We start from the raw sequence: 25,843 nt of genomic DNA, 5'->3' as shown, positions 1-25,843 counted from the left end.
CGCTGCTCTGAAGTCCGCTCCACGAAAATAGGTTTCGGGGGCGACCGAAAGAACCGTCGCCCCCAACTTATCCACAGGTCTCACAGCGAGGACTCGCCTCTAACTCCTGGAGATCTCTATGTTATTCTGAATGTAATCGAAGGGCGTGTCGACTTTTCAACAGTCCGCCCACGGCCGCTTCGTCCTCGGGGAATCGTCCGCATGCTCCCGCCAACTGCGGGTGAACAGTACAGCCCTCCTGTACCAGGGCCCGGCCCGGCTGCAGCCGAGCACGCCGATCGAGGTGGGGGTACAGCCGTCGCGTCGAGGTCCATCGCATTGAAAGACAGATCGGCACAGCCGTCCCCCATACCGCCTCACAGAGCTCGGTAACCCGCAGCGCCCCTTTCGAGGCCACCCTTTGGAGGACCCGGTGCGGCACGGAACCGCCCCGAGGACGAATCGGAGGTAGCACCGGGTGAGTCCGGGCGTCTATCCCCAACTGCGAAACTTGGCTCAAGTATCCGATAGTATTGTTATAAATTCAGTCCCTGACACACTGCGAAGCCGGCTTCGCGTCGACCGAGCTCTGGCTGCCGGACACGAGGCGCCAAAACTCCCGACGCGGGGCGGTGATTTTTACGACGCGCTCACGATTGCAGAGCAAAACCCGCTCATCTCGTCGTCAAGAGCCTCGACGTGGCGGGTTTTCCAGCTTTTTGAGGAAGACGAAGTTCGTCCAGCACAGAGCGACCGAGGTTCGCCGGTTTTCAGGAGCCGAGAATTTGCCCCCGGGGTCCAGGTGTGCGGTATGGCGAGGCGATGTCGTCAGGGATCCGGTTGACAAGGGGGGCACTCCTGGCGCAGCGGCCGGAGGGGGCGTCGCGCCGGGCGGCGGCCGCCCGGCGGGCCGGGGCCCTCTCGGCGGCAGGCGCGCTCCTGATGGCGTCGGCCGCAGGGCCGGCGGCGGCCGACGAGCTGCCGCCCCAGCTCGCCTACGCCTATGGGGAGAATGAGACGCCCCGCGCCGCGGCCTTCGGGGGCGCGCTGCGCGCCCTCGGGAACGGGACGTCGGCCGTCTTCCTCAATCCGTCCGCCATGGTGGAGACCCGCGTCTATCACCTCCAGGCGCTCTTCCAGGGGAGCCCCGAGGCTGGCCGGCACGCTTACGGCGGCGTCGTCGTCGACTCGGTCACCGGCAAGCTCGCCGGGGCGCTCTCCTTCGTGGGCGGCTTCGTCGACATGGACGACGGCGGCATCAAGCGCTCCTACCTCGACGCGCGCGCAGGCCTCGCCTACCCCCTCACCGAGCGCGTCTTCGTCGGGCTCACCGGCCGCTACGCCAAGATCACGCAGGACGGGACCCTGCTCGAGGGCGGCCTCGGCGACAGCTCCGTCTCGGGCGGGCTCCGCGAGTGGGAGAACGGGAAGCTCGTCGGCCGGCACTCCTTCGTCGACGGGTTCACGTTCGACGCCGCGCTCACCGTCAAGGCGACCGACAGCCTGTACATCGCGGTCGTCGGACAGAACCTCACCTATCCGGACCACGGGCTGCTCCCCACGACGGTCGGCGGCGGCATGGGGCTCGGCACCGCTGACTTCTCGATCGAGGTCGACGGGCTCGCCGACTTCAACTCTTACCGCGACACCACCTTCCGCTTCATGGCCGGCGGCGAGTACCTCGTCGCCGATCACTTCCCGCTCCGCGCCGGCTACCGCTTCGACCAGGGCGCCGACCAGCACGCGCTGTCGTTCGGCCTCGCCTATGTGGGGACCCAGTTCGCTGTCGAGGGCACCGTGCGGCGAGCCCTCACCAGCGGAGGACCCACCACCTTCGTGCTCGGGCTCGCGTACCACCTCGAGTCGAGCGGGCTGACCCGCGGGTCGTCCGACAGCTTCTAGAGCGGCGGTCACCCGCTTCGGAGACGGGCCCATCTCGACGTTTTCGGTGCTCAGCGCACTGGAGTGCGCTTCCGCGCCGAAAACGCCGATCTGGACCCGTCTCCTGTGCGGGTGACCGCCGCTCTGCGACGCTTCCAGAGCGACCTCCGACGGCCGATCGTCGCGCCCGCGCCGACCTCGAAGCCCGCCTCCCCCTTCTCGCCGCGCCGCGCCTGCTCTAGGTCGGCCCTGCGTGCTCTGCCTGACCCTACCGACCGACCCACGCTGGGCTGACGTGGCGCTCGCCGATCTGCCGGCGCTCCTGACCGATCACGCGCACTGCGAGATGAAGGCGGCGTCGAACGCCCTGTCCCTCGCCGCGCGCTGGCCGTCGCTCCCGCGCCTCGCGCGGGCGCTCGTCGACCTCGCCGAGGAGGAGCTCCGGCACTTCCGCGCGCTGCTCGACGTGATCGAGCAGCGCGGCCTCGCGCTCGGCAAGCCGGAGACCGACGTCTACGCGAGCGAGCTGCGCAAGGCGGCCTCGAGCACCTGCGCGCGCAACGCGAAGGCCGCGCTCATCGATCGGCTGCTCGTCGGCGCGATCATCGAGGCCCGCTCCTGCGAGCGCTTCAGGCTGCTCGCCGACGGGCTCGCGGCGCGCGAGCACGAGCTCGCGCCGCTGTACGAGGAGCTCTTCGCGTCGGAGGCCCGGCACTATCGGACCCTCGTCGACCTCGCCGTCGAGGTCGCCGGCGACGAGGGCGCCACCCGAGTGCGGCTGGCCGAGCTCGCGCGCGCCGAGGGCGAGATCGCCGGGCGGCTCGGGACGGCACCCGCGGTGCACGGATAGGTGACATGGAGATCGATCTGATACGCCTCGACCAGGACGTCGCCCGCGCGGAGCGCGCGTGGCGCGCGGCGCACGGCGACCTCGCCCGGCGCGGTCCGGCCCCTCCCGCCGCAGACCAGGACGGCCCGAGCGCCGCCGAGGCGAGGGCCAGGCTCGAGAACCCGCTCGATCCCTTCCGGCGCGTCAGCTCGCGGACGACCTACCTCGAGCTCACCGGCAAGACCCCGGGCCTCGGCGCGGAGCTCGGGCTCGCGAGCCCGACGTCGCCCGCCACGCCGGATCCGACCGGCCTCGCGGCCCCCCTCGCCGACTGGGTCTACGCGCTCACGCTGGAGCGCGTCGTCTGGGCCGACCGCGTCCGGCTCGCCGCGGCCTGGCACACGCCGCTGGTCACGATCGACCTGCCCGAGCCGGCGCGGATGTCGCCCCACGAGGCGCGGCTCAGGCTGCTCGCCGACCCGACGAGCGCCGGACGGCAGATCTTCGCCGAGGCGCTCGCCCGAGGCTCCGGCGCGGTCGCCGACGCCGCCCGCGTCCTCGCCGAGCGGAGGCACGAGGCGGCGCGGCAGCTCGCGGAGGAGGGCCTCCGCGCGATCGAGATCCCCTGCGACCCTCCCGGCGCGGCGATCGGCGCCGCGGAGGCGCTGCTGCGCCGGACCGAGTCGGTGATCGAGCTCGAGCCGACCTGGCACGCCGCGCTCGGGCGCGCCGTCGGCCGCGACGCGTCGTCGGGGTGGCCAGCGCGGCTCGGCCCGCGGTGGATCGAGGAGCTGTTCCGCGCGACGAAGCTGACCGAGGGCGTCGCGATCGATCTCGGACCGTTGCCGCGGCCGCTCGGCGCGGCGTCGTTCGCGCGCGCGCTCGCCCGCTTCGGCGCGGCGCTCGCGCGTGGTGATGGAGCGCGCGGGCCGTTCGCGCTCTCCCACGCGCCGTTCGATCTCCGGCAGGCGCGCCGCGCCGCGCTCTTCGGCGGCCTCGTCGCCGATCCCGTCTTCTGCGCCCGCGCGCTCGGGCTGGGCCGGGGCCGCGCGCTCGATCAGGCGCGCGCCACCGCGCGCAGCCTCCTCCTCTCGCTGCGCCTCGACGCCGCGACCGTGGCGCTCGTGTTCGGCGCCGGCCAGGACGGAGGCGGGCACGTGCTGCTCCGGGCCTCGCGCGATCGGAGCGACCGCTTCGAGGAGACCACCGCGCGCGCGCTCGGCGCGCCGATCCCGGGCGCGCTCGCCGGGGTCGTCCCGACGCTCGATCCCGGCGCGGCGGTCCGGCTCGCCGGGGCGCTCCTCGCCGCGCGCGATCGGCGCGGCCTGATCGAGCGCTTCGACGAGGACTGGTTCCGCAATCCGCGCGCCGCCGAGGCCATCCGCGACGAGGACGGCGCGCGCGCGCAGGCGCCGCGCGCCACCGAGGGCGATCTCGAGGCGGGCCTCGGCGAGATGATGCGCGCGCTCGCGAGCCTGTAGCGCGGGCGCGTCGTCAGGAGACGCGATGTTAAAGAGGGGCTCGTCCGCTCTGCGAGAACCCTTCCAGCTTTGACTGACACGTGCTAGTGCCGGCTCGCGAAATCGCCCCCTCGGGGGGCGTGGGGCAGCGAGCGGCTCGCGCTGCGCCGCCCTCGTCGCCGAACAAGCACCCGTGAACCCGAACGCAATGCACCCACTCCTCGCGTCCGGCGCCAGCCCCATCGCCGTCGACTTCGATCTGACGTTCCTGGCGCAGGTCGTCCTGTTCTCGACGTTCGTCGTCGTGCTCAAGCCGCTCCTGTTCGATCCGCTGCTCCGCGTCTTCGAGGAGCGCGAGCGGCGCACCGACGGCGCCAAGCGGGAAGCGCGCGAGATGGACGAGCGCGCCGGCGAGCTGCTCACCCGCTACGAGGCCGAGATCGAGAAGGTCCGGCGCGAGGCCGGGATCGAGCGAGAGCGGCTCCGCGCCGAGACGGCGAAGATCGAGGCGCAGATCATGGCCGAGGCCCGGGCCGAGACGGCGCGCATCCTCGAGGACAGCAAGGCGAAGATCGCGGCCGAGGTCGCCCGCATGCGCGGCGAGCTCTCCGCCGCCCAGCCCGCGCTCGCCGCGGAGATCGCCGCCAGCATGCTCGGCCGCGAGGTGCGCCAGTGAAGAAGCCGCTCCGCCGCTCCTCGCTCGCGCTCGGCCTGGCCGCGGCGCTCGCCGCCGGCACGGCGCTGGCTCAGACGCAGCCGCCGGGCTCCGAGCCGGCGCTGCCCCCCGGGCACCCGCCCATCCCGTCGCCTGCCCAGGCGCAGCCGGGTTCGCCGCAGATGCCGCAGCGCCCGCGCGACGCGCAGCCCGGCCGGCCGCTCGGGCCGGGCGGCCGCCAGCTCCCGCCGGGCCATGGGCTCCGGCCGCCGGGCATGCAGCCCGGCCGCGCGCGCCCCACGCCGCCGCCCGCGCAGCCCGAGCACGCCTCCCACGGGGAGGGGCACTGCCCCGGGCACGGCCCGACGGATCCGCCGCCGCACGTCAACTGGTGGCACGGCCTCATCGGCGTGAACAACGAGGCGGCCGCGAAGGGCGGGATCAACGCGCTGCTCTGGCGCTACAACAACGAGCAGGACCCCTGCGATCCGAAGAACGAGCCGCCGCCGTTCCTCGCGTCGGTCCTGAACTTCGGGCTGCTCGCGCTCATCGTCGTCCGCTTCGGGAGGAAGCCCATCGCGGAGGCGCTCAAGAAGCGCAAGCAGACGATCACGCAGGAGCTCGACAACGCGTCGCGCCTCAAGCAGGAGGCCGAGCAGCGGCTCGAGGAGTACGAGGACAAGCTCACGCGGCTCGAGGAGACGCTCGCCGAGCTCAAGGCCGAGCACGCGGCGCAGGCGGAGGTCGAGAAGGCCCACGTGCTCGCCGAGGCGGAGCAGCGGCGCGTCCGGATGCGGCGCGACGCCGAGTTCCGCGCCGAGCAGGAGCTCAAGGCGGCGCACGCCATGCTCCTCCAGGAGGCGGTGCAGAACGCCGTCGCCGCGGCCGAGGAGCTGCTCCGGCAGCGCATCGGCCAGCAGGACCTCGACCGGGTCAACGAAGAGTACCTGAAGGCCATCCCCGCGGCCGTCTCCGCCGGCGCGCGCCGCGGAGCCCAGACCACCGGAGCAGCGACATGAGCTACGAGTCCGTCGCCCGACGCTACGGGCGCGCGATCTTCGAGATCGGCAAGGAGACCGGGACCCTCGCGGCCCTCGCCAGGGAGATCGGGGACGCCAGCGCGATGTACTCGGCGAGCGAGGAGCTCCGCCTCGTCCTCGACAACCCGCTCATCCCGGAGGCCTCGCGCGAGGAGCTGCTCCGCGAGATCGGCGGCCGCGCCGCCTTCTCGGACGTGACGAAGAACACCCTCCTCCTGCTGGCGCGGCGCCGGCGGCTCGCGGCGCTGCCCGAGATCGCGCGGCAGCTCGCGCTCCTCGTCGATCAGGACCAGAACGTCGCCCGGGCCGTGGTGACGAGCGCGGGCCCGCTGAGCGACGGCTACCTCGACCGGCTCCGGGCCGAGCTCGAGAAGGCGACCGGGAGGAAGATCTCGGTCACCCACAAGCAGGATCCCTCGCTCATCGCGGGCGTGGTGACCCAGATCGACGATCAGGTGATCGACGGCAGCCTCCGGACCCGGCTGTCGAGCTTCCGTGACAACCTGCTCCGGACCTGAGGGGACGCGAGCAAGCCCCCCTGTTTCATGTTGGGTCGTGGCCCGGCGCTCAGCGCCCCCTCGACCTTGACGACGTTGACTCCGCAGCCCAAGCGTCTCCCGACAGAGGACTCCGCATGCAGCTCCGCGCCGAAGAGATCTCCCAGATCATCAAGAAGCAAATCCAGAATATCGACAAGGCCGCTCAGGTCACCGAGACGGGCACCGTGCTCACGGTGGGCGACGGCATCGCCCGCGTGCACGGCCTGAGCCGCGCGATGGCCGGCGAGCTCGTCGAGTTCACCGGCTCGGAGGGCGGCAGCCTGATGGGGCTCGTGCTGAACCTCGAGCAGGACAACGTGGGCGCCGCCATCTTCGGCGACACGAGCATCATCAAGGAGGGCGACGCCGTCAAGCGGACCGGGCGCATCATGGAGGTGCCCGTCGGCGAGGCGACCCTCGGGCGCGTCGTGAACGCGCTCGGCATGCCGATCGACGGCAAGGGGCCGCTCGAGACGAAGGAGCGCCGCCGCGTCGAGGTGAAGGCGCCCGGCATCATCCAGCGCCAGCCGGTCACCGAGCCGATGCAGACCGGCATCAAGGCGATCGACGCGATGATCCCGGTCGGCCGCGGCCAGCGTGAGCTCATCATCGGCGACCGGCAGACGGGCAAGACCGCCGTCGCCGTCGACGCGATCATCAACCAGAAGGGCAAGGGCGTCATCTGCGTCTACGTCGCGATCGGCCAGAAGCTGTCGACGGTGCGCCAGGTCGTCGACCGGCTCGATGCGCACGGCGCGCTGGAGTACACGATCATCGTCGCCGCGACGGCGAGCGAGACCGCGCCGCTCCAGTTCATCGCGCCGTACACCGGCGTGACGATCGGCGAGTACTTCCGTGACAGCGGGCGCCACGCGCTGTGCATCTACGACGATCTGTCGAAGCAGGCGGTCGCGTACCGCCAGCTCTCGCTCCTGCTCCGCCGCCCGCCGGGCCGCGAGGCGTACCCGGGCGACGTCTTCTACCTCCACTCCCGGCTCCTCGAGCGCGCCGCGAAGATGGCCGACATCTTCTACGTCGTCTCGAAGGGGACGAAGATCGAGGGCGGCGACGCCTCGTACCGCGGCGTCGACGGCAAGGCGCACGTCGGGGCGCACGGGATGCACTCGGCGAAGGACTCGCTCTGGAAGACGATCGACGGGGCCCTCTTCGAGAAGCTCGAGCAGGCCCGCAAGGACGAGAAGAAGGACGAGATCAAGAAGCTCGAGCAGCAGCTCTCGGACAAGGCGAAGGCGAGCGACTACGAGATCGTCCGCGATCCGAAGTCGGGCGGCTCGCTCACGGCGCTGCCGGTCATCGAGACGCAGGCGGGTGACGTGTCGGCGTACATCCCGACGAACGTCATCAGCATCACGGACGGGCAGATCTTCCTCGAGGCCGACCTCTTCTACTCCGGCGTCCGCCCGGCCATCAACGTCGGCATCTCGGTCAGCCGGGTCGGCGGCAACGCGCAGATCAAGGCGATGAAGTCGATCGCCGGCACGCTCCGCCTCGACCTCGCGCAGTACCGCGCCATGGCGGCGTTCTCCCAGTTCGCCTCGGACCTGGACGCGAAGACCCGCGCGCAGCTCGAGCGCGGCGCGCGCCTCACCGAGATCCTGAAGCAGGGCCAGTACGTGCCGCTGGCGGTCGAGAAGCAGATCCTCATCATCTACGCCGGCACGCAGGGCCTGCTCGACAGCCTGCCGGTGAGCTCGCTCTCGCGCTTCGAGGAAGAGCTCAACAAGTTCATCGAGGCGAAGCACCCCCAGATCTTCGTGGACATCCGCGAGAAGAAGGTCCTCGACGACGACCTCAAGTCCCGGATGACGAAGGCGATCGACACCTTCAAGAAGCGGTTCGCGGTGGAAGCGAGCGGCGCCTCGACCGCGGCCGACGAGGACGGTGCGGGCGACGACGAGGAGGAGGCGCCGGCGCCGAAGGCCAAGTCGAAGAACGGGAAGAGCGCCTCGAAGGCAAAGGAAAAGTAGGCAGCCGTGCCCAGCCTCAAGTCCATTCGCAAGCGGATCTCCAGCGTCAAGTCGACGCAGAAGATCACCCGCGCCATGAAGATGGTCGCGGGCGCCAAGCTCAACAAGGCGCAGCAGCGCATCACCGAGCTGCGCCCCTACGCCGTGAAGGTGCAGGAGGTGCTCTCGGCGATCACGCGCGACGCGGCTCCCGCGGCCGAGGCGCTCGCGGCGGAGGGGATCGGGGCGGAGGGCGAGGCGGGCGCGCCCGCCGGTGGCGAGAGGGCGCTGCACCCGCTGCTCGTGACCCGTCCGGAGCGGCGCGTGCTGCTCGTGGTGCTCACGAGCGACCGCGGACTTTGTGGCGCCTTCAACACCAACATCAACAAGCGCGCCGAGCGCGAGTGGAAGAGCCGGACGGAGGCGGGCCAGGAGGTCCAGCTCGCGATCATCGGCCGCAAGGGTCGGGACTACTTCAACCGCCGCGGCGCGCCGATCCTCGAGTACCTGGCCGGGGTCTGGGACAAGCTCAACCTCGAGACGGCCCAGGCCGTCGGCGCGAAGCTCCTGGCCCCGTTCAACAAGGGCGAGATCGACGCGATCTACCTCGTCTACAACGAGTTCAAGAGCGCCATCACGCAGACGGTCGTCGTCGAGCGGCTCCTGCCGCCCGCCGGCGGTCCGGCGAAGGAGCAGGAGCAGGGGGACGAGGGCGGCCACGGCGCGCCCTCCGCGGCGTCGGAGTTCCTCTACGAGCCGGACAAGGGCGCGCTCCTGGAGCGGCTCGTGCCGATGTACGTGGACATCTCGATCCTGCGCGCGCTCTACGAGTCGATGGCGAGCGAGCTCGGCGCGAAGCTCACGGCGATGGACGCCGCGAACAAGAACGCCAAGGAAGTGATCGACAACCTGACGCTCGAGTACAACAAGGCGCGTCAGGCGGCGATCACCAAGGAGCTCATGGAGATCATCGGCGGCAGCGAGGCGCTCAAGGAGTAGCCAGCAGCGCTGCACGCCGGGATCTTCGATCTCCGCCTCAAGCCGCTCGCGCGTGCGACCGGCTTGCGTCTCGGGGCTTCGCCCCGCCTCTCTTCACCCGCAGCGCCCGCACCCGGCTGCCCGGCGCTGGTCGTATATCCAGGCAGCCAGCACTGGCGGAACCGACCGGGCGGCCCCATGGTTGCGTTCCCGTGCTCCAGCCCATCAACCCCGATCACCCGGAACCCCGCAAGATCGCGCGAGCGATCGATCTCATTCAGAAGGGGGAGGTCATCGGCTACCCGACCGATACCGTGTACGGGTTCGGGTGCGACCTGATGAACAAGGCGGCTATCGAGCGGGTGTATCAGATCAAGGGGATGCGCCAGAACAAGAACCTGGCGTTCATCTGCCCGGATCTGAGCGACATCGCGCGGTATGCGATCGTCGAGAACCAGGCGTACCGCATCCTGAAGCGCTACCTGCCCGGGCCGTACACCTTCATCCTCCCCGCGACGCGCGAGGTGCCGAAGTACGTGCACCTCAAGCAGAAGACGGTCGGCATCCGCGTGCCGAACCACCCGGTCGCGCTCGCGCTGGTCCGCGCGCTCGGGCGGCCGCTCATCAGCACGACCGCGGCGCCTCCCGGGGAGGATCCGATCATCGATCCGGGGGAGATCGACGACCGGTTTCCGGGGCTCGCGCTCGTCCTCGACGCTGGGACCGGCGGGTCGGTACCGACGACCGTGATCGACCTGAGCCAGGGCGAGGTGCAGATCGTCCGCGAGGGCGCGGGGCCGATCGACGAGCTCGTCTGAGCCGGGGTGAGAGGAGGAGAGGGGCATCCGAGCTGCCCAGCCCGAGGAGAGGGAGCTCGCCAGGGTCCAGTCAGGGGCGCTCCGGCTCGCTCTCCGCGGCTGGAACGGACTCGTACGCCGTGTACACGATCCCCTCGCGGTCGAGCCGCTCCCGCGCCGTCGCGAACGCGAGCGGGCTCCGGTCGCCGCCGACGAAGCGGCGGCCGAGGCGCGCGGCCGCGACGAGCGTGGTGCCGCTGCCGCACATGAGGTCGGCGACGGTCGCGCCGGGCGCGGAGGACGCGCGGACGATGCGCTCCAGCAGCCGCTCCGGCTTCTGCGTGGGGTAGCCGGTGGCCTCGCGGCGCAGCGGGGTGTTGGCGACCATCCCGGGAATGTCGCTCCACACGCTCCCGAGCCGGCGGCCCTCGTCGGCGTAGTACCGGTACGCCTTGCCGCCGAGGATCCGCTCGCGGTACAGGCGGCCGTCCTCGTCGCGGTGCTTGAAATGCATCGCCAGGCTGGTCTCGGCGTACGGCTCGCGGAGCGTCGGATCCGCGGCGTTGTAGACCACCTGGCCGCGCTCGCTCGCGGCGCGCGCGTAAAGGAGGATCGTCTGGTGCGTGACGGAGAAGCCGCGCGCGCCCCGGCCGCCGTTACCGGGCGCCCAGATGATCTCGCCGAGGAAGGCGCCGCGGCCGAACAGCCGATCACACGCGACCTTCGCGTCGTGGACCGCGCGGTGATCGAGGTGCAGGTACAGCGTCGCGCCCTCGGTCATGCGATCGCGGATGGCCGCGAGGCGCGGCGCGAGCATCGCCACGAGCGCGTCGGCGCTCGCGCGATCGTCGTACGCGTCGGGCCCGCTCTCCGGCCTGCGCCGGCCGCGCGCCTGGCCGCGCGCCGCCCGCGCGGTCATCGTCGTCCCGACGCCGAAGGGAGGATCGAGGTAGACGAGATCGAACCGCACGTCCGCGGGGAGCGCCGCGCAGACGTCGGCCGCGTCGCCGTGCGCCAGGAGGTGGCTCACAGCGCGCTGTCGGGAGCCGCCACGCGAGAGCCCGCGGCGGCGCTTCCAGGCAGGAGGTCGTCGAGCAACGCAGCGGCGAGGTCGCCGTCCGACGGCGCGATGAGCTGCGGCACCGCCGGGAGCCACGGCCACTGCGGGCCGCCGCCGAGGCAGCCGGAGAGGGTTTCGTCCGGCGTACAAGCGACGCGGAGGTGGATGTGATCGGCGTGCGCCGTGCTGTCGCCCGGCTGGAGCAGCACGCTCTCGGCATACCAGATGAGCTCCGGGTCCTCGCCGAGCGCGCGCGCGTACTCGATGAGCAGCGCCTCGAGCCAGCGGGCCAGGAAGAGCCACTGGACGTGCGCGTCGGGCGAGCGGACGAGCGACTTCACGAGCAGCCACTCCCGCTCGACGTCGAAGCGGACGTACTGCGGCGGGCCGGCGCGCGGCGACGCGGGCTCCTCGGCGCCATCGCTGATCCGCCCGAGCCCGTCCGGCCCGAAGGCGACGAAGCCCGGCGAGCGCACAGGGCGGCCGTCCGGGGTCAGCGAGTAGAGCAAGAGGTCGGCGTCGCGCCCGGTGCGGTGGGACCGGTGCCCCCGCGTCGCGCCGCCGTAGCGCGCGGAGAGGTCGCCGACGACGAGCGGCTCGCCGCCCGGCCGCGCCAGCGCCACCTCCGCCGCGGCGCGCTGGACCGCGGCGACCAGGCGCGCCGTCCCCCACCGGATGCCGTTGCTGCGAAGCAGCCGGTAGCCCGGGCCCTGCCTCGGGAGCTCGACGGCGTCGGTGATGACGCCGTGGTGCGGGACGCCGATCGAGCCGCGGAGCGCAGGGGCGAGCGGCGTGGGCGAGGAGCCGACGCAGGCCGCGCAGCAGAGCGCGACGAGCCCGAGGAGGAAGGTGGCGAGGAGAGGACGGCTGGGCATCACGACGAAAGAGAGGAGGGCCGCGGCGCCAGGCACCGGACGGACGAAGCTGACAGCCGCTCGTTAGCCTCGCCGGCGGCGGAGGGGAAGTTCTCGGCTCACCCGGTGCCCGGAGCGCGGCGCGCGCCGCGAACGTGGGTCCAGCCGGCAATGCAGATGAGCTCGCCTGCGCGCGTGCGCTCCCCATGGTTGTTCAGGTCGTTGATGATCCATGGAGGGGCCGTGTCGGGAGGCCCGTCGTGGACAAGATCGGCCTGGTTCAAGCGCACACCGGGATCGGGAACAAGATGGCTGTTTCGGTGATCGCTCGTCCTCCTGGCGGAGGTGATATCGCAGGGGCCTGCGTCCCGAAATGGTCGCTCGATGGCTTATATCGAGCATCGATGGATATCCGCACGACTCAGCGCGTGCGGACCGGCGTCGCGCCACGCAGAGGCGGCCAAACTGCCACATCGATCTGGCGCCGCGACAAGGCCCCTGGAAAGGGCGCCACCGGACACGCGTGAGAGGGGACAGGCCGCGGGGATGCGTTCCGGCACGTCCAGCGCGCAGGGCACCGTTCGACGCGGGCACCTCCATCGTCCCACGGTGCCGCCACGCAACATGCCTGTGCGCGCGCGCCCCAGCGATTCCACCCGACGAGGTCGCGTCCCATCGCGAGCTCGCGCGCAGCGGCCGCGCTCGCGGCGCTGCGGGGCTTACGCTCCCCCTGCCCTCGCGGAGCGATCAGCGCTAACACCCACGCCCCATGGATCCCGAGCAGCGCGCCACCCAGCGGAGCACCAGCCAGGGGAGCACGGGCGCAGATCGACAGCCGCCGCCAGCGGACGAGCCCGAGGGCGTCGCCTGGAAGGGCGCGCTGGCCGTCGCCCTCGTCGTCGGCGGCCTCGTGGTGTGGCGCGCCTGCTCCACACCGGGAGGCGCCACGAGCGACGCGCCCGCGCCGCCCAGCGCGAACCCCGCGGCGTCCGCGCCGAGCGACGCCGACGATGCCGGCGCGGCGCCGCAGCCGACGCCCCCGCGCTGCACGCCGGCGAGCCCGCCGCCGTTCGTCATCGGCGACGCACCGCCGGCCGCGCGCGGGGCCGAGGAAGGCGCGGGGGGCGGCGGCGCGGACAGCGCGGACAGCGTTGAAGACATCGCGCCGTTCGCCGTCGAGGTCGGCCGCGGGACGACGTTCTCCGGCGGGTTCGCCGTGGGCGCCCAGCGAGAAGCCGAGGGCGGGACCGTCGCGATGGTGGCCACGCTCTCGGCCGACGGCGCCCAGGGGAAGCTCGTCCGCCTCGCGCGATCGCGCGGGGACATGGATCCTCCGGTCGTCGCGGGCGCCGGGGGCGCGATCCTCGCCGCGATGCTCGAGCCGAACGCAGGCGGGCGCGCGATCAAGGTCGCCAGGGTCGAGGGGGACCACGTGACGTGGGGGGCCGAGCTCGCCGAGGGGCGCGACGAGTCGCTCGCGCTCGACATCGCCGCGTCCGGCGAGCGCGCGGTCATCGTCTGGGACGACGTGACCCGCGACGGCAAGCGATCGCGGATCATGCTCGCCTCCGCCGACGTGGGCACGCTGCGCTCCGTGACGTCGGCCCGCCCGGTCTCCCAGCCGAGCACCGACGCCGAGATGCCGCGCGTGCTCGGCCGGCCGGGCGGCTACTGGCTCGCGTACATCGCGCGCGCCGAGGAGCCGGCGCGAAAGGCCGCGACGAAGAAGGACGACGGCGACGAGGACACCGCCGCGGCAGGCGAGACGATCACTCACCAGTGGATCGAGGTGGTCCCCCTCGACGAGGCGGGCGCGCTCACCGCGACGCCCCGCGCGGTCACCCCCAAGAACGGACACGTGCTGGCGTACGACCTGACGCTCGGCGACGACGACGGGCTCATCCTCGCCTTCCGGGACGACGACACCCCGAGCGGCTCGATCGGAGGGCGCATCAGCGCCGTGCTGGTGCGGCTCGGCGGCGCCGGCGAGCCGCACGTGCTCGTCGGCGGCGATCGCGAGCAGGACGCCCCGCCCGAGGCCACGCTGGGCCTGGGCGCCGGGGTGCCGGCGCTCCTCCCCGGCGCTCGAGGCCCGGGCGGGCAGGACCCGGCGAAGGCCGCGGGCGCAGCGGCATGGCTCGCGATCGCGAACGCGTCCGGCCCGACGCAGCTCGCGGCGCTCACCGCGAGAGGCGAGCTCGAAGGCGGGCTGCAAGCCGAGCCGGCCCTCGGGCGCGGCGAGCCGATCGCCGCCTCCGCGGAGGCGCTGCTCGTGGCGCACCCTGCCGGAAAAGCGATGAAGCTCGCCTTGCTGCGCTGCGCATCGACAGCACCGTTCAACAAGTAGGTCGCCCCTGTATCGGAAAGGGCGCGACGCTAGCGAGCAGGCGCATCGACTGTAGATCGAGGGCGCGTGGATGTGTAGCATCCGCGGCGGTGGCCCACGGGGACGATCCGCAACACGAAGCGTCGCGCCGGCCTGGTTTGCCGAGCCTGTCCGGATCGCCGGACGAAGGTGGCTGGGAAGCCAACGCCGACAACGCTCAAATGACGCGCGCGAGCGCGCAACCTCAGCCCGGCGCGAAGACGCTGCTCGTCGGCACGAGCACGTCGATGCCCGGCGCGCCGTCGAGCGCGAGCGCGCCGACAGGCGGCGAACCGCTGCCGGCGGCCGCGAGCGCGCCGACAGACGGCGAGCCGCTGCCGGCGACCGCGAGCGCGCCGACAGGCGACGAGCCGCTGCCGGCGACCGCGAGCGCGCCGACAGACGGCGAATCGCTGCCGGCGACCGCGAGCCCGCTGCCGCCGCCGAACCCGCCGCCGCTGCCGAGCGCGCCGCTGGCATCGAGCCCGCCGCCGCTGCCGAGCGCGCCGCCGCCAGGGCCGAACAAGACGCCGGCCCCGAGCGTACCGCCGCCCGTGCCGAGCAGGCCACCGCCGCTGATCCGCCGCAAAGACGCCAGCGTCGCGAGCGGGCCGCCGCCGGCGCCGCCGTCGCTGGCGCCGCCGTCGAGGCCACCGCCGCCGATGCCTCCAGGAGGCGCGTCCAACAAGACGACGGCGGCGCCCTCTGGATCCAGCCCGGCCCGCCCTCCGGCGCGCGGCCCAGGCCAGCGCCCGCCGAGCCCGAACCGCGCCGCAACGCAGCCCGCCCCAGGCTCCGCCGCGAGCGCGGGGAAGCCGGCGCCTGGCTCCCAGCCGGGCGGCGCGGCCCAGGCGATCGCCGCCTTCGACGCAAGCACGACGCCGATGCCCATCTCGGTCGAGCCGACCGCGACGCCGCTGCCCATCTCGGTCGAGCCGACCGCGACGCCGCTGCCCATCTCGGTCGAGCCGAGCTCGTCGCCGACGCCCATCTCGGTCGACTCGCTCGAACCGGCGCCCGCGCAGAGCGCCACGCCGGCGCCCGCGCAGAGCGCCACGCCGGCGCCCGCGCAGAGCTCCGCGCCAACCGCGACGCGCACGCCGATGCCAGGCGGCGCGCACGCACCGAGCGCCACGCGCACGCCGATGCCGGGCGGCGCGCCCACGCCGGGCGCCCCACGCGCGCCGCTGCCGGGCGGCGCGCCCACGCCGAGCGCCACGCGCACGCCGATACCGGGCGTCACGCCGAACGCCGCGCATGCGCCGGGCGCCACGCCTGCACCGAGCACGGCCGCGCCCGCGCAGAGCGCCGCGCATGCGGCGACCGTCCTGCACGCGCCGAACGCCGCGCATGCGGCGACCGTCCTGCATGCGCCGAACGCCGCGCCCGCGCCGAGCGCCGCGCACGCGCCCGCCCAGCCACCTCCGGCGCCCCGCTCGCAGCCGAACGCGCCCGAGGCGCCCGCGCAGAGCCCGCAGCTCGCCGCTCCGGACCTCGCCACCGAGCTCCAGCAGCGCGCCGAGCGGCTCAAGGGCAGCGATCCGGTCGGCGCGGCGCGCGCCCTCGTCGAGCTCGGCATCCATGAAGAGCGGGTGCTCAAGAACCCCGCCGCCGCGCGCCGCTCGTACGAGCGCGCTCGACAGCTGTCCCGCACGCTCGAGCCGGCGCTCTCGCGGGTCCACCGCGTGCTCGACGCGCGCACCGAGCTCGCCCTCGCGCTCGAGGTCGTCGAGGACAAGCTCCGCGTCGCCGAGACCGACGCGCTCCGGGCCGACCTCCTCGCCGAGCGGGCGCGCCTGCTCCAGGCGCTCGGGCGGACGCCCGAGAGCTGCGAGGCCTTCACCGAGGCGCTGCGGCTCGTCCCGCTCCACGCCGCGTCGCTGCGCGGGCTCGAGATCGCCCTCCGGCGCGAGAGCGCCCGCGGCGCCGAGCAGGCGGCCAAGGACCTCGCCGCGCACCTCGACCGGCTCTCCGCCGCCTACGCCCCAGGGCGCGGGCGGCCGGACGGCGACGGCCAGCTCACCGCCTGGGTCCACGTCGAGCGCGCCGCCGTGCTCGATCGGAAGCTCTACAAGCCGGAGCTCGCCCTCGCGTCCCTCGAGGGCGCGATCGCGTTCGATCCAGGGCCTGGGCCCGTGCGGGAGGCGCTCCGCCGCCACCTCGTGCACCACGACGGCATCGTCGGCCTCGTCAGCGCGCTCTCCCTGGAGGCCGATCACGAGAGCGACGACGACCGCGCGGCGCGGCTGCTCTACACGGCGGCGCGGCTGCTCATCGACAAGATCCGCTCCCCGGCGGACGCGGTGCCCCTCCTCCGGCGCGCGTCGACGCGGGCCCCGGCCGGCTCGCCGACCGCGCGGCGCGTGGTCGGCGAGCTGATCCGCCTGCTCGAGGCGAACGGCATGCTCGAGCTCGCCGCCAACGTGCGCCAGAAGGAGCTCGCGCTCCTCACCGACAGAGAGGCGATCATCCACGAGCACGTCCGCCTCGCGGAGATCTACGACACCCTCGGGGACGCAGAGCAGGCCGCGCTCCACGCGACGCGCGCGCTCGACCTCGATCCCGAGGACAGCTCGACGCGGGAGCGGCTCGACCGCGCCCTCCAGCGCCTCGGCCACCACGCCGAGCGCGTGGAGGTGTGGACCGCCGTCGCCAACGCCGACCGGCCCGCGCCCGTCCGGGTCGCGGCGCTCCTCCGCGCCGCGGACATCTCCGAGCGCCACCTGAAGCGGCGCGACGAGGCGCTCGCCATCCTGCGCGCCGCGTGGGCGATCGAGCCGGGCAACAGCTCGGTCTTCGACGCGCTCTCCGCCCTGCTCACGCCGGACGCCCTGGCCGTCGAGGAAGATCCGCGCGGCGTGCAGGCGCGGCTCGACCTGTACACGCAGGCCGCGAGCGCGACGGAGGACCCCACGCGCAAGATCGGGCTGCTCGAGAAGCTCGTCTCCATCTGGGAGGACGAGCTCGCCCAGCCCGCCCGCGCCGTGGAGGAGATCGAGAAGATCCTCGCGATCGACCCGGAGCGGCGCGCCGCGATCCTCGCGCTCCAGCGCAACGCCGCGCGCGCGGGCGACGCGCAGCGGCTCGCGCGCGCGCTCTGCGCCGAGGCCGAGCTCACGAGCAGCCCGCGCGAGCAGCGCAGGCTCCTCCTGCGCGCCGCCGACGTCACCGAGCTCCGGCTCGGCGATCGCGACCGGGCCTCGTCGCTGGTCGATCGCGCGCTCGCGATCGATCCGGCCGACCCCGACGCGCTGCGCGCGCGCATCCGCCTCGACGAGCGCGCCGGCCGGTACGAGGAGGCGCGGCGCGCGCTGCTCAAGCTCATCCAGCGCGACCCCGCGGGAGACGCGGCGTTCAGCCTCTGGATCGAGGTCGCGGGGCTCGACGAGCGGCGCCTCAAGCGGCCGCACAGCGCGGTGGAGTCGTACCGCGAGGCGGCGCGGAAGAAGCCCGCTCACCCGCTGCCCCGGATCGAGATCGCGCGGCTCCTCCGCGAGACCGGCAACTACGAGAAGCTCGTCGAGGTGCTCAGCTCGCTCGCCGACGAGGCGCAGCGGCCCGACGACCACGCGCGGCTGCTCTTCCAGGCGGCCGAGGTGCAGGAGCTCGCCCTCGGGCGCGATCAGGACGCCCTCCGCCTCCTCGCCCGCGCCGACGCGGCGCTCGCCTCGGGCCAGCACGATCCGGCGATCCTCGACGCGATGGAGCGCATCTACGTCCGCGCCGGCGGCGCAGGCGTCGGCGTCGGCCTCGGCGCGCCCGTCGCGCAGCGGCCCGCGACCGGCGCCCGCGCGTCCAGCCTGCCGGGGATGTCCGCCTCCATGATCGCGAGCGAGCTCGCGGGGCTGTACGCGCGCTGGCTCGAGCGCAAACCGCCGGCGCTCGTCGATCACGCGCTCCGGATCTCCCTTGCGCTGGTCCTCGCGGACAGCAGCCCGCGCCAGGCCGTCGAGATCCTGGAGGGGCTCGTCGGGGTGGTGCCGAACCACGTCCCGGCGCTCCGCATGCTGGAGCAGCTCTACCGGCACCTCGAGGCGCCGACGTCGCTCGCGACCGTCCTGCGCGCGGAGGCCGACGTGTTCACCTCCGCCACCGCGCGCGGCGGCGCCCTCTGGGAGATCGCGTCGCTCGAGGAGCAGCTCGGGCCGGGCGCCGCGCTCGAGGCGCTCGCGCGCATCGTGAAGGAGGCGCCCGACGACGCGGCCGCCCACATGGCGATCCTCCGCATCGCCGCCAAGGCGAGCCCCGCGGATCCGATCGCGCCGCGGGCGCAGGCCCTCTTCGCCAGCGCCATCCGCGACAGCCGGGAGCTGACGCCCGATCCCATCGCGCGCGCCCTCTACAGCGTCGAGGAGGCGCTCCTCGCGGAGGCGCAGGCCGACGCGGACCCCGCCGCCGCCCGCGCGGCGCTCGCCGGCTTCCGCAACGCCCTCGGGCTGTGGCCGGAGAGCGTCATCGCGGCGCGCGGGCTCGATCGGCTCGCGCAGCGCCTCGGCGACCGTGCGAGCGTGATCGCGGCCCAGCTGGCGCTCGCCGACCTCGTCCTCGGAGCGCCCGCGCGCGCCATGCACCTCGTGCGCGCGGCGGAGCTCACCGCCGAGGACGCGTCCCCCGAGGGCCGCGCGCGCGCGCTCGAGCTGTACGAGAGCGCGCTCCGCGCGGATCCGGGCTGCGTGGCCGCGGCGCGCGCGCTCGCCCGGGAGCTCGCGGGCGATCCCCAGCGGCTCACCGACCGGCTCGGCGAGGCGCTCGGCAAGGCCACGAGCCGCGAGGCGATCTCGCTGCTCGGCACGGAGATCGCCCGGTCGGTGCTGCAGCACCACGGGCGCCCGGGCGCGATAGACGCCGGCGTGGGCATCGCGGCCGTCCGGCGGGTCATCGAGACGCTCCCGAACGACGCGGCCGCGCTGCTCCTGCTCGCGCGGCTGCTCACCGCGCAGCGCGTCTGGCTCGAGGCGCGCGACGCCCTGAAGCGCGCCGTGGCCGCGGCGACGGACGCCGAGAGCAAGATCGCGGCGCAGTTCCTGATGGCCGACCTGTACGAGGGGCCGCTCGCGAACCCGGCGCTCGCCCAGGACGCGCTCCAGGCGGTCCTGTCGCTCGACGCGCAGAACCGTCCCGCGCTCGAGCGGCTGCACAAGCTCGGCGTCACGCGCGGCGACCACGCGCTCGCGCTGCGCGCGCTGGGGCGCCTGGTCGAGCTGTCGCCCGACCCGGGCTCCCGCGTCGAGGCCGCCCTGCGCCTCGCGGACGCCTACCGCGACGCCGGCGACACGGCCGGCATGGTCCGCACGCTGTGCGACGCGATCGTGAGCGCGCCCGGCGGCGACACGCGCGGGTGGGTGGCGCTCGCCCGCCTGTACCGCGTCGACACGAGCGAGGGCGCCGCGGCCTACGCCAAGGCGCTCGCGCAGCTGCTCGAGGTCGCCGAGTCGCGCCGCATCCCGGCCGATCCGCGCTGGCTGACCACGCTCGGCCTGCTCGAGTCGACCCTGCTCGTGCGGCCTCGCGACGGGCTCGCGCGCCTCCAGCAGGCCGTCGCGCTCCCGGGCGCGCCGCCCGAGTCGCGCACCGCGCTCGGCCGCGGGCTCGAGGCCGCGGGGCGCAACGCGGAGGCGGTCCAGGTGCTGCGGGACGTCCTGACGCCCGATCCGGAGGTCTTCACGCGGCTCCCGGACCTCGGCCCGGCGCTCGCCGCGCTCGAGGCCGCGCTCGCCAAGGACGGGCGCGCGGAGGAGCGGATCACCGTGGAGGAGGTCCGCGCCTGCCTCGGCGAGGTGTCGCTGGACCGCATGGCCCGGCTCAGGGGCCGGCGCGTCCCGTCGGAGGCGCCGTACGCCGGGGCCTTCGCGGGCCCCGAGATGGGCCGGCTGCTCCTCCCGGAGGCCCGGAGCCCGTGGATCGACGTGGCGCTGGCGATCGCGCCGATCGCCGCGAAGGCGATCCGCTTCGAGCTGAGCAACTTCGGCATCAGCTCGCGCGAGCGGATCAGCCCGCGCGACAACCACCCGACGCGGCAGCTCGCCGAGCGGGTGGGCCGCGCGCTCGGCATCGAGGCGTTCGAGCTCTACCTCGTCCCCTCGTGGCAAGGAGCCGCCCGCGTCTTCCCGGGTGATCCCCCTGCCCTCGTCGCGCCGACGTCGTTCATGGAGCTCCCGGAGCTCGAGCAGACGTTCGCGCTCGCCCGCCTCTTCGCCCGCGTCGCGGTCGGCTTCACGTTCCTCGACGAGATCCCGGCCGAGGCCACCGACGGCCTGCTGCTGGCGTCGATCCGCACGATCGATCCCGGCTTCGGGTCGGGCGCCATCTCGCCCCCGCGCGAGCACGCCACGCAGCAGATGCTCCCCGGCGTGCAGCGGGCGATCGGGCGCCGCCAGCGCAAGATGCTCGAGGAGCTCGCGTCGACCGTCGCGGTGTCGTACGACGCGCGCGCCTTCGTCCTCGGCCTGCGCCGGAGCGAGCACCGCACCGGCTACCTGCTCTGCGGCGACGCGCTCGCCGCAATCGACTACCTCCGCCGGTACGATCGCGACATGGCCCGCTCGACCGAGGAGCCCCGCCTGCTCCTTCAACATCCGGTGTCGAACGAGCTCCTGCGCTACGCGCTCTCGGCCGAGGCCTACGCCGAGCGCCGGCGCGCCGGCTCCATCTGGCCCGCCGTTTGAGCGGCACGCGCCCGCTGCGGATACGGGCCCATCTCGACGTTTTCGGTGCTCGGCGTACGTGAGTACGCCTGCGCGCCGAAAACGCCGATCTGGGCCCGTCTCCTGTGCGGGCGCGCGCCGCTCGGCGGGGCGCGGTCCGGGGCGGATGAGCTCGGTGGCGAGGGTGCTTCACCAAGGATGAGCTCGGTGGGGGGGGCGCCACGATGAATGAGCGGTGGTGACGCGGCTTGGCATGGTGTGTTTCATGACCGGTGAAGTTCGATGTCGAGAAGATATCGGTGCTTCTGCGGTAACAGGGACGTACAGGGGGCCGGCGATGTTATGTGGCTACCGGGGTCGCGGTGGGCAGCCGAACATCCGTGTTGAAAAGATCACTGCGCTTTTGCGGCGACAGGGACGTACACACGAGCACCTATGTCGTATGGCGCGCCGGGGTGCGCGGTGCTGCGTCGAACACGTAATTGTCCGACCGGAGCGGTGTTTGAGCGTCTGAGGCGCGCGGAGAAGGTCGGGAGGACGGCGCGTGGTATCCTGATCTCCGCGTGAGCAATCCGCTGATCCCGGGCGCCCTGGTGGCAAGTCGCTATCGGGTCGATCGCCAGCTGGCCGAGGGAGGCATGGGGGTCATCTGGGCCGCCACCCACCTCGCGAACGGCGAACGTGTGGCGCTGAAGCTGCTGCGCCCCGGCACGGCGGAGGACGCGTCGACTCGGCGGCGCCTTGTCCGGGAAGCGCGCGCGGCGGCAGCGGTCGATCACCCGAACGTGCCATCCATCCACGACGTGCTCGAGCTCGACAACGGGACGCCGTTCCTCGTCATGGATCTGCTCGAGGGGGAGTCGCTCCGCGACAAGCTGCTGCGCGAGGCGCAGATCCCGCTCCCCGAGCTGTCGCGCATCCTCCTGCCGGTCATCTCGGCCGTCGGCACCGCGCACGCGCTGGGGATCGTCCACCGCGACCTCAAGCCCGACAACATCTTCCTGCTCACGCCCGACGCGGCCGCGCCACGAGGTTCGCCCGGCGCAGCCGCTCACGCCGCCGCGGTGCCCCCGAGCGGCGCGCCGGCGCCCGGCTCCGCGGACTCCGCGGATGCGCCGGAGGCCGCGCAGCACGACGCTCGCGTCAGGGTGCTCGATTTTGGCATCGCCAAGGTCACCGCGGCGCCCGGCGAGACCAGCTGGTCCTGGGGACGCACCGGGAGCGGCGAGATGCTCGGGACCCCGTACTACATGTCGCCCGAGCAGATCCTCGGCGAGCACGACGTGGATCACCGCGCCGACATCTGGTCGCTCGGCGTCATCCTCTACGAGTGCCTCACCTCGGTGCGGCCCACCGAGGCCGAGAACATGGGCAAGGTGATGAAGCGCATCCTGACCGGCTCCATCCAGCCGATCGGGGAGAGCGCGCCGACGCTGCCCGCCGACGTCGCGGCCATGATCGATCGCATGCTCAGCCCGGACCGCGCGCAGCGCCCGGCCGATCTCCGCGAGGTCGGCGCGCTCCTCGAGCGCTACGCGGCCGTCGCCCTCCGCCCCTTCGGCCCCCCGGCGGCGCCCAGGGTTCCGGAGAGCGACTCGCTCGTGCCCAGCGCCCGCGCCAGCGACCCGCTCGTGCCCAGCGCCCGCGTGAGCGGCTCGCTCGCGCCCGACGCCCGCATCAGCGACGCGTTCCCGGCCAGCGCCGCCGATCTGGACGGCGAAGCGTCGACGGCGACGCTGCGCGCAGGCAGCCTCCTGCCAGCGCCCCCCTCGAGCAACCGGCCGCGCGCGCGCGGCGCCGGAGCGGCCTCCCTGGAGGCGCCGCCCGACGCCGCGGCGCTCTCCTCGCCGGAGACGGCCGACGCCACCGCCGCGCTCGCCGAAGAGGGAGCGGTCGCCTCGTCGGCAGGGGCGCGCCGCGCGAAGCGCGCAGGGATCAAGCTCGTCGCCGCCGGCGTGCTCATCGCCGCCGGAGCAGGCTTCTCCCTGCTTCGCTGCTCCGCCTCGTCAGCGCAAGAGTCGCCCCGCCACCCCGTCATCGCGCCAGCGACGCGCGCCCCATCGAACGAGGAGTGATCTGGTCGACTCCGGATCTGCCGGAGAGCCATTGAGGGAGCTGCCTGAACGAGCCAGTGTCGAGCTCGCCCTGATCGGGTTGTGACGCGATACGCCAGCGTTCTGCCGGGTCGGATTCCTGTTGCGCCGGGATCTTGAACGCGGCGACGCTCCCTCACCTCAGGAGAGCGTCATGCCCAGCGATGTCATCGTCCGGATCCGTTCGCCCCGAGGGTTCGTCGACCTGCCTGGCACCGTGGATGCCGTCGGGCCAGCCGCGTCGTCCGCCTTCGAAGAGCGAAAGTCCGCGCCAGGCATTCACCTGCTCGCGGTCGCGGTGAGCGACAGCGATTATGCCATCTCGCTCTCGGCGCCGGTCCCCGGGGACAGCCTTGCGGCGCTCCGGGAGGGCGAGGGCAAGACGGTGCTCATCGTGTTTCCCGGCCACTCGCCCGTGCGCCGACGGCTGCGCGCCGTCGCCGTCTCCAATGTCGAGGTCGTACCGGATCCGGGCGTGGCGTCGCAGGCGGCGCCGATCGACCTGAACGCGGGGCGCGAGGGCGCCGCGCCGCTCTGGCTCCTGCCCGCCGGGGTGTTCAGCGCGAGCCCGACGCTCGGCCCCGACGGGCCCGCCGCCCGCGATGCCCTCGTCACCGCGGCCCGGTGGATCTCGGCGCGCCGGACGAGCACCCTCACGCAGCTCTTCCCGCCGAGCGCGTTCCACCCGGAGGAGCCGGTGCGCAAGGAGCGGCTCTCGGCGCGCCGGGGCGCGGCGCTGCTGGATCAGGCGCGCGCGGCGCTCGAGATCGCGGCCGTGGGCGGCGAGGAGGCGAGGCGCGATCCGACCGCCGCCGCGACCCTCCGCTCGGCGGCGACGACCATCCTCTCGCACCTCATCGCGACGTCGCTGGACGACCGCGGCTTCGCGCCGGTCGCGGAGCGCGCCGCCGAGGAGATCCTCGCGCTCATCGAGAGGGAGGCGGGCGACGAGACGGCCCGGCCGGCGCTGCGCGCGCACGCGATCCACCTGCTCCAGCTGCGCGCCCCGGGGCTCACGGCGGCCCAGCAGGAGCGAGCGCGGGGGCTCGTCCGCGGGCTGCTCCGCGAGGCGCCGCCGTACGACGAGCTCACGGGACCGTGGGACCTCGCGATGTGCGGCGCCTCGGAGTTCCACGAGGGCGAGTGCAACATCCTCGTGTCGACCCACGGCTTCAAGGAGATCGCCCTCCCGCCCGAGGCGCCCCCGTCGCCGAACGGCTGGAGCCCTTACCGCGCCTTCGAGGCCCCCTTCAAGACGCCCGCCGGCGAGCCCATCCGCGTCTTCGCCCGCGCCGCGACCCCGCGCGACGAGAACCTCGAGATGGGGATGGCGTTCTTCATCGGGGTGCTCATCGACCGGCACGCCCAGCTCGGCGCCTTCGACCTCCGCGCGGCCGCGGTGCAGGTGAAACAGGAAGGGTACAAGCTGATGATGAACTCGCAGTGCGCGGGGCTCACCACGCGCTTTGCCGTCTCCCAGATGTTCCCGGACGCGGACATCTACTCTTCGTGGGACTCGACGTATTTCAGGACCGGATCGGACGGGGTGGTCACCGCGTCCGAGGGGGTCGACTGCTTCGTCGCCGCGCTGCGCGGGATGAGCAAGCGCGCGTCGCACGCCGAGCTCGACGCGCGCCTCCGGAAGGCGCAGTGGCCCCACCCGCAGGCGCAGATCGCCGGGTTCTCGCAGTTCGTCGGGCCCTCGCACCCGCTCGTCGTCGCCCGCTACTCCGACGTGAACCGGGACGGGCGCGCGGATTACTACGACGGCTTCCTCGACTTCCAGCTCGCGGACATCGCCGAGGACATCGAGGCCTCGATGACGCCGCGCGACCCGGGGGTGAGCGCGTCGCAGATCGGCGGCGACGGCGCGGCGGGCCTCAACTGGGCGGCGGGCAGCCTCAATCGCGTCGCGCAGTACTCGGACATCTGGGCGGGGCTCGCGGGCCAGAGCGAGCTCTACTATGCCTTCCAGTCGGGGGGCTTCTTCAGCCACCGCGAGCCGCCGCACGACGTGCCCACGGGCGGCGCCGTGCAGCAGGATCTCGGGCGGCTCCCGGCCGTCACCCGCTTTCAGCAGAGCAACGAGGCGCTCGGCGGCCTCTCGGTCGAGGTCATGTTCCACAGCCACCTGAGCCACGCGGCAAAGGAGCTGAAGCGCCTGCTCTGCGCGGCCGACGCCATGCGCCGCGCCCTCGATCTCGGCCACCTCTCCGGCGGCGATGCGCTGTCCACGCCGAGGGGGCAGCGCTGCGCCATGCTCCTCACGATGGCCGGCCTGCTGGAGTTCCCCGCGGACCAGAACCGCATCGACGGCCTGTGGTCGATGGCGCTCAAGGCGCTGCGGCTCCCGCAGATCTCCCGCAGCGCGGTGCGCGCCTGCATCACGGACGAGGATCACGAGATGTCGAACTACTACGGGTCGCGGCGCGGGCTGGCGCAGCTCCTGGCGGCGCTCGAGAGGAGCGATCCGGGCGCGTTTCAGCAGCTCGGGAGCGAGGATCCATTCGTGGGGAGGCTTTCGGAGATCGACCTTTCGGCCGAGGGGAAGCCGGAGGACTGAGCTCGAGAGGGCAGGTCGGGGGCTGAGGCGGTCGTCGCGCGCGTCGTGCTGGCGCAGCTCATGACCGCCGGACGGAGACAGGGCGAGGGCAGCGCACGCCGGAGCGACCGCCCCCTGTCAGTGAGCCCACATCTACACC

At 73.4% G+C, this 25,843-nt stretch carries 17 protein-coding genes; 14 read left to right on the top strand and 3 right to left on the bottom strand.

The window, feature by feature from the left end:
- Positions 1-819: 819 nt before the first annotated feature.
- The 9 genes from WMF39_RS50140 to WMF39_RS50100 all read left to right on the top strand — a co-directional run bounded on the left by WMF39_RS50140 (position 820) and on the right by WMF39_RS50100 (position 10,146).
- Positions 820-1,881, top strand: a complete 1,062-nt coding sequence (locus tag WMF39_RS50140) for a hypothetical protein (protein WP_437743511.1) — start codon at positions 820-822, stop codon at positions 1,879-1,881.
- 232 nt (positions 1,882-2,113) lie between these two features.
- Positions 2,114-2,710 (top strand): tRNA isopentenyl-2-thiomethyl-A-37 hydroxylase MiaE, encoded by a 597-nt coding sequence (gene miaE / locus WMF39_RS50135; protein WP_437743510.1) that lies wholly within the window; start codon positions 2,114-2,116, stop codon positions 2,708-2,710.
- Between the two features lie 5 nt (positions 2,711-2,715).
- Positions 2,716-4,170 carry a hypothetical protein gene (locus tag WMF39_RS50130; RefSeq protein ID WP_437743509.1) on the top strand — a complete coding sequence of 485 codons (1,455 nt, stop codon included), beginning with the start codon at positions 2,716-2,718 and terminating at the stop codon, positions 4,168-4,170.
- 187 nt (positions 4,171-4,357) lie between these two features.
- Positions 4,358-4,825, top strand: a complete 468-nt coding sequence (locus WMF39_RS50125) for an ATP synthase F0 subunit B (RefSeq protein WP_437297061.1) — start codon at positions 4,358-4,360, stop codon at positions 4,823-4,825.
- Entirely contained in the window at positions 4,822-5,823 is a 1,002-nt protein-coding gene (locus WMF39_RS50120; protein ID WP_437743508.1) for a F0F1 ATP synthase subunit B family protein, read from the top strand. The genes WMF39_RS50125 and WMF39_RS50120 overlap by 4 nt, the downstream gene beginning before the upstream one ends.
- Positions 5,820-6,362 carry an ATP synthase F1 subunit delta gene (gene atpH, locus WMF39_RS50115; protein ID WP_437743507.1) on the top strand — a complete coding sequence of 181 codons (543 nt, stop codon included), beginning with the start codon at positions 5,820-5,822 and terminating at the stop codon, positions 6,360-6,362. Before WMF39_RS50120 ends, atpH begins: the two co-directional genes overlap by 4 nt.
- 116 nt (positions 6,363-6,478) lie before the next feature.
- Positions 6,479-8,371 carry a F0F1 ATP synthase subunit alpha gene (gene atpA / locus WMF39_RS50110; protein ID WP_437743506.1) on the top strand — a complete coding sequence of 631 codons (1,893 nt, stop codon included), beginning with the start codon at positions 6,479-6,481 and terminating at the stop codon, positions 8,369-8,371.
- A 6-nt stretch (positions 8,372-8,377) separates the two neighbouring features.
- Positions 8,378-9,349, top strand: a complete 972-nt coding sequence (atpG, locus tag WMF39_RS50105) for an ATP synthase F1 subunit gamma (protein ID WP_437743505.1) — start codon at positions 8,378-8,380, stop codon at positions 9,347-9,349.
- A 191-nt stretch (positions 9,350-9,540) separates the two neighbouring features.
- Positions 9,541-10,146: an L-threonylcarbamoyladenylate synthase gene (locus WMF39_RS50100; RefSeq protein WP_437548379.1), complete on the top strand. Its 606-nt coding sequence runs from the start codon at positions 9,541-9,543 to the stop codon at positions 10,144-10,146.
- Between the two features lie 70 nt (positions 10,147-10,216).
- On the opposite strand, the gene WMF39_RS50095 is transcribed toward WMF39_RS50100, so the two are convergent.
- Together WMF39_RS50095 and WMF39_RS50090 are read right to left on the bottom strand one after the other, a co-directional pair.
- Positions 10,217-11,155, bottom strand: coding sequence for a DNA-methyltransferase (locus WMF39_RS50095; protein WP_437743504.1), 939 nt, complete (start codon positions 11,153-11,155; stop codon positions 10,217-10,219).
- Positions 11,152-12,060 carry a penicillin-insensitive murein endopeptidase gene (locus tag WMF39_RS50090; protein ID WP_437743503.1) on the bottom strand — a complete coding sequence of 303 codons (909 nt, stop codon included), beginning with the start codon at positions 12,058-12,060 and terminating at the stop codon, positions 11,152-11,154. The genes WMF39_RS50095 and WMF39_RS50090 overlap by 4 nt, the downstream gene beginning before the upstream one ends.
- Before the next feature lie 239 nt (positions 12,061-12,299).
- On the opposite strand from WMF39_RS50090, the gene WMF39_RS50085 reads away from it, so the two are divergent.
- Positions 12,300-12,566, top strand: a complete 267-nt coding sequence (locus WMF39_RS50085) for a hypothetical protein (protein ID WP_437743502.1) — start codon at positions 12,300-12,302, stop codon at positions 12,564-12,566.
- Positions 12,567-12,808: 242 nt separating this feature from the next.
- Positions 12,809-14,386 carry a hypothetical protein gene (locus tag WMF39_RS50080; protein ID WP_437743501.1) on the top strand — a complete coding sequence of 526 codons (1,578 nt, stop codon included), beginning with the start codon at positions 12,809-12,811 and terminating at the stop codon, positions 14,384-14,386.
- Positions 14,387-14,609: 223 nt separating this feature from the next.
- Here the strand turns inward: WMF39_RS50080 and WMF39_RS50075 are convergent, their stop codons facing one another.
- Entirely contained in the window at positions 14,610-15,569 is a 960-nt protein-coding gene (locus WMF39_RS50075) for a hypothetical protein (RefSeq protein WP_437743500.1), read from the bottom strand.
- Here WMF39_RS50075 and WMF39_RS50070 point away from each other — a divergent pair.
- The 3 genes from WMF39_RS50070 (at position 15,550) to WMF39_RS50060 (ending at position 25,704) form a co-directional block, all read left to right on the top strand.
- Positions 15,550-21,069 carry a cellulose synthase gene (locus tag WMF39_RS50070; RefSeq protein WP_437743499.1) on the top strand — a complete coding sequence of 1,840 codons (5,520 nt, stop codon included), beginning with the start codon at positions 15,550-15,552 and terminating at the stop codon, positions 21,067-21,069. The two genes, WMF39_RS50075 and WMF39_RS50070, sit on opposite strands and share 20 nt — an antisense overlap.
- Positions 21,070-21,611: 542 nt before the next feature.
- Complete coding sequence (locus tag WMF39_RS50065) at positions 21,612-23,123, top strand: protein kinase domain-containing protein (protein ID WP_437743498.1); 1,512 nt, start codon at positions 21,612-21,614, stop codon at positions 23,121-23,123.
- A gap of 172 nt (positions 23,124-23,295) precedes the next feature.
- Positions 23,296-25,704, top strand: a complete 2,409-nt coding sequence (locus WMF39_RS50060; protein WP_437743497.1) for a hypothetical protein — start codon at positions 23,296-23,298, stop codon at positions 25,702-25,704.
- Positions 25,705-25,843: the final 139 nt, after the last annotated feature.

The organism is Sorangium sp. So ce1504 (assembly GCF_051521635.1).
GTDB classification, from domain to species: Bacteria; Myxococcota_A; Polyangia; order Polyangiales; family Polyangiaceae; genus Sorangium; species Sorangium cellulosum_B.
The sequence above is the reverse complement of the archived record's forward strand: the minus strand, read 5'-3'. Positions and strand labels throughout refer to the sequence as shown.

Bases quoted from the DNA above. Each gene is read 5' to 3' on its own strand.
- WMF39_RS50130 (WP_437743509.1), top strand. From the start codon at position 2,716: ATGGAGATCGATCTGATACGCCTCGACCAGGACGTCGCCCGCGCGGAG.
- WMF39_RS50125 (WP_437297061.1), top strand. From the start codon at position 4,358: ATGCACCCACTCCTCGCGTCCGGCGCCAGCCCCATCGCCGTCGACTTC.
- atpH (WP_437743507.1), top strand. From the start codon at position 5,820: ATGAGCTACGAGTCCGTCGCCCGACGCTACGGGCGCGCGATCTTCGAG.
- atpA (WP_437743506.1), top strand. From the start codon at position 6,479: ATGCAGCTCCGCGCCGAAGAGATCTCCCAGATCATCAAGAAGCAAATC.
- WMF39_RS50090 (WP_437743503.1), bottom strand. From the start codon at position 12,060: ATGCCCAGCCGTCCTCTCCTCGCCACCTTCCTCCTCGGGCTCGTCGCG.
- WMF39_RS50080 (WP_437743501.1), top strand. From the start codon at position 12,809: ATGGATCCCGAGCAGCGCGCCACCCAGCGGAGCACCAGCCAGGGGAGC.
- WMF39_RS50070 (WP_437743499.1), top strand. From the start codon at position 15,550: ATGCCGGGCGGCGCGCCCACGCCGGGCGCCCCACGCGCGCCGCTGCCG.
- WMF39_RS50060 (WP_437743497.1), top strand. From the start codon at position 23,296: ATGCCCAGCGATGTCATCGTCCGGATCCGTTCGCCCCGAGGGTTCGTC.